The following is a 3,697-nucleotide window of genomic DNA, read 5'->3' on the forward strand; positions in this document are numbered from 1 at the left end:
GAATGCCATTAAGGACATTGCGCCTTCTGGAGGTTATGCGACTTCATCGCAACGTGGTGGCGCTTCGATTTATTACCAGAATATTCCGAACGGACAACCGGTTTTGAATGATCATGCTGGGACTTGGTATCCACTTCGGGCAATCCCGCTGCGCTCGTTTTCCAAGTAATTTCAGTTAATCGAGCCTCAATCAAAGAGTGGGTTAAGCCTTCTAAGTGGGTTGTGAGGGACTCGAACCCCCGACCCGGTGATTAAGAGTCACCTGCTCTACCAACTGAGCTAACAACCCATTTAAGCGCGGGAACGCTTAAATGCAGAGCAGACCTTACCAGTTTCTAAACGCAACTTTGACCAATCGAAACCATCGAAAAGGTAACTTATCTCGCAAAGATATAGGCATGATTGAGCCATGTCACTCTGGGAGAAGCGCCTCATCGCAGTGCTAGTTGCTGCTTTTATGGCGATGCCGGCAGCACCTGTTACTGCTGCAGAGCAGAAGGCTTCAGTCGTACTTGAGACTTTGGCGGTAAAGGGCAGAGCTCCAAAGACGGGTTATGACAGAGCTTCGTGGGGAGATTGGGCTGATCCCGATGGCAACGGATGCGATACACGAAATGACATCCTCAATCGAGATTTGAAATCCATCACTTACAAATATTCTGGCGATAACTGCACGGTTCTTACTGGTGTACTGATGGATCCATACTCAGGTACCACAATAGATTTTCTTCGCGGGGTCGGAACGAGCAACTTAGTGCAGATTGATCACGTGGTGGCAGTCTCTGATGCATGGCAGAAGGGTGCCTTCAAATGGGGGAGTGCAACAAAGATTGCTTTCTATAACGACCCTTTGAATTTACTGGCAGTTCAAGGGCGATTGAACTCTCAGAAGGGTGATGGAGATGCTGCAACTTGGTTGCCACCACTCAAGAGTTATCGCTGTGCCTACGTCGCAAGGCAGATTGCAGTAAAAGCGAAGTACTCAATTTGGGTAACGAAGGCAGAGAAAGTTGCAATGCAAACTATCTTGGCAAAGTGCGCAGGGCAGTTGTTGCCCCCGCGTTAATCTTGGTATGTCTTAAAGCGCGTCTCCGCCACGTTCGCCTGTACGAATACGGATTACCTGCTCAACTGGAGTAACCCACAACTTGCCATCGCCAATTGAACCGGTGTTTGCCGCAGTGACAATGGTGTCGATGATTGATTGCGCCTGATCATCTTCAGTTAAAACTTCAATACGGACCTTCGGAATGAAATCGACAGTGTATTCGGCACCGCGGTAGATCTCAGTGTGGCCCTTCTGTCGACCAAAACCCCGAGTCTCAGAGACTGTCATTCCTGCAATACCAGCAGCTTGTAGCGCTACTTTGATGTCATCGACCTTTGCAGGCTTCACAATTGCGGTTATGAGTTTCATAGTTGCCTTCTATCTCGCTTAGTAGCGATTGGAATTTCCTGTGATGTCGTATGCAGATTCAGCATGATAAGTCGTATCGAGGCCGTTGAGTTCGTCATCGCGGAAAGCGCGGAAACCAATGGTCTTTGAAATCAGAGTTGCAATGAACCATGTTGCAATAAATGAGAAAGCGGCAACAACGAGCACAGCGAATACCTGGCGATCGAGTTGAGCTGTTCCGCCGTTAAAGAAGAGGCCATTTGCTCCAGCTGAATTTGCAGTTAGCGTTGCAAGTAAACCAATAGCAATCATGCCCAGGATTCCGCCGACACCATGAACACCGACAACATCTAATGAATCGTCATATCCATACTTGTATTTGCGAGTCACGGCCCATGCAGAAACTACTCCTGCTATAAGTCCAAGGATTAGAGCGCCGAATGGATTGAGGTAACCGCACGCTGGTGTGATTGCGACAGCACCTGCAACAGCACCCGATGCAATTCCAAGTGTGGTCGCCTTACCGTCACGGTACTTTTCGTACGCCATCCAGGTAATAGATGCAGCAGCCGTTGCGATTTGAGTATTGATCATCGCTGTCGCAGCAAGATGCCCTGCAGATAGCGCCGATCCTGCGTTGAATCCAAACCAGCCAAACCAGAGAAGGCCAGCACCAAGGAGAACTAAAGTCATATTGTGCGGTCGCATTGGGTCACGTTTAAAGCCATCACGCTTTCCAAGAACAATTGCCAGAGCAAGAGCTGCAGCACCTGAGTTGATTTCTACTACAAGGCCACCTGCAAAATCGAGTGCGTGAAGGCGATCGACAATCCAGCCTCCTTCACCATTGTGGGAAGCGAAGACCCAGTGAGCGACAGGGAGATACACGAGAGTCACCCACACGGCTACGAAGAGAATCCAAGAGCTAAATTTTGCACGGTCTGCAATGGCGCCAGAGAGAAGCGCCACAGTAATAATCGCAAATGTCATCTGGAACATTACAAAAGCAAGAGTGGGAATCTGATGCCCTTCAGAGCCCACAACTTGGTCGAGAGTTCCACCAAGCCCGAGGTGGTCGAAACCACCAATGATTCCTCCGTGAGACTTTCCAAAAGCAAATGAATAACCGTAGAGAACCCAGATGATTGAAGTTACTCCGATTGCAGCAAATGACATCATCATCATGTTGAGCGCTGACTTTGCGCGAACCATGCCGCCATAGAAAAGGGCGAGCGCTGGTGTCATTAAGAGAACGAGTGCTCCGCTAGCTAATACCCATGCTGTATCTCCGGCATTAACTGCGTTCATGAAACTCCCCGAAAGTTACTTCGTTGCTTGGTAGCGATCGTATGAAGCTTGAATTTCGGCCTCTGCTGCATCGTGTCCGACCCAGTCTCCACCGATAACTTCTTTACCTGGCTCAAGAGTCTTGTAGACCTCAAAGAAGTGCTTAATTTCATCGAGTTCGTAAATCGGAAGATCGCCGATGTCCTTGATTGCTGCCTTGCGAATATCGCCAGCTGCAACGCAGAGGAGCTTGTCGTCGCCTCCCTTTTCATCTGTCATGCGCAACATCGCAACCGCGCGAGCTGAGACAACGCACCCTGGGAAAGTTGGCTCATCGAGCATCACGAGAGCGTCCAAGGGATCACCATCATTTGAGAGAGTGTTCTTTACAAAGCCGTAGTCATGCGGAAAACGGGTCGCAGTAAAGAGCATGCGATCGAGGCGAACTTCATGAGTCTCGTGATTGATCTCGTACTTGTTGCGGGAACCAGCTGGGATTTCAACGACTACATCGAAGATCATCTTTGATCCTTCCGTTTACGGTATACGGCAAAGGTGCCATGAAAAACTTGGGGTGAACGACGGGGCTCGAACCCGCGACATCTCGGACCACAACCGAGTGCTCTACCAGCTGAGCTACGCCCACCATGTGCTGTGCAGGGCGTTACTTTACCCGCCAAGGCCCGAAATTAAGAAACCGGTTTCTGGCCGGGCTCTTTGATGATGATTTATCGCTGAAAACAGCGGTGCGGTAGTACTTCAACTCATCAATGGAATCACGGATATCGCCGAGGGCTCTGTGATTTCCAGTCTTTGCAGGGGCGGCAAAGTAAGCCTTGGGATACCAACGACGGGATAGCTCTTTGATTGTTGAGACATCAATGGTTCGGTAGTGCAAAAAATCTGCGAGGGTCTTCATATCTCGGGCAATAAAGTTGCGATCGACGGAAACAGAGTTTCCCGCCAGTGGAGATTTACCTGCATCAACCCCTGCGGATCTTAGATATTCGAGAA

Annotated in this window: 5 protein-coding genes and 2 tRNA genes; 1 reads left to right on the forward strand and 6 read right to left on the reverse strand. The window is 49.5% G+C overall.

Translation table 11 applies throughout. From position 1 onward, the window contains the following. Positions 1–216: 216 nt before the first annotated feature. Positions 217–289, reverse strand: a tRNA-Lys gene (locus ACKOVI_RS06440). A 120-nt stretch (positions 290–409) separates the two neighbouring features. Between ACKOVI_RS06440 and ACKOVI_RS06445 the strand changes: the two genes are divergently transcribed. Further along, a complete protein-coding gene (locus ACKOVI_RS06445; protein ID WP_509603260.1) occupies positions 410–1,066 on the forward strand; it encodes an HNH endonuclease family protein in 657 nt (218 codons plus the stop codon). Between the two features lie 12 nt (positions 1,067–1,078). On the opposite strand, the gene ACKOVI_RS06450 is transcribed toward ACKOVI_RS06445, so the two are convergent. The 5 genes from ACKOVI_RS06450 to orn all read right to left on the reverse strand — a co-directional run. Continuing rightward, complete coding sequence (locus ACKOVI_RS06450) at positions 1,079–1,417, reverse strand: P-II family nitrogen regulator (RefSeq protein WP_509603261.1); 339 nt, start codon at positions 1,415–1,417, stop codon at positions 1,079–1,081. Positions 1,418–1,435: 18 nt separating this feature from the next. Beyond that, positions 1,436–2,704, reverse strand: a complete 1,269-nt coding sequence (locus tag ACKOVI_RS06455; RefSeq protein WP_509603262.1) for an ammonium transporter — start codon at positions 2,702–2,704, stop codon at positions 1,436–1,438. A gap of 15 nt (positions 2,705–2,719) precedes the next feature. Then, on the reverse strand, positions 2,720–3,205 hold the full coding sequence (locus tag ACKOVI_RS06460; RefSeq protein WP_509603263.1) for an inorganic diphosphatase: 486 nt from the start codon (positions 3,203–3,205) through the stop codon (positions 2,720–2,722). 48 nt (positions 3,206–3,253) lie between these two features. Next, a tRNA-His gene (locus ACKOVI_RS06465) sits at positions 3,254–3,329 on the reverse strand. An 18-nt stretch (positions 3,330–3,347) separates the two neighbouring features. Next, a partial coding sequence (orn, locus tag ACKOVI_RS06470; protein WP_509603264.1) for an oligoribonuclease occupies positions 3,348–3,697 on the reverse strand: 350 nt, incomplete at its 5' end.

Origin of the sequence: Candidatus Planktophila sp., assembly GCF_046070465.1 — a bacterium.
Taxonomy (GTDB): domain Bacteria; phylum Actinomycetota; class Actinomycetes; order Nanopelagicales; family Nanopelagicaceae; genus Planktophila.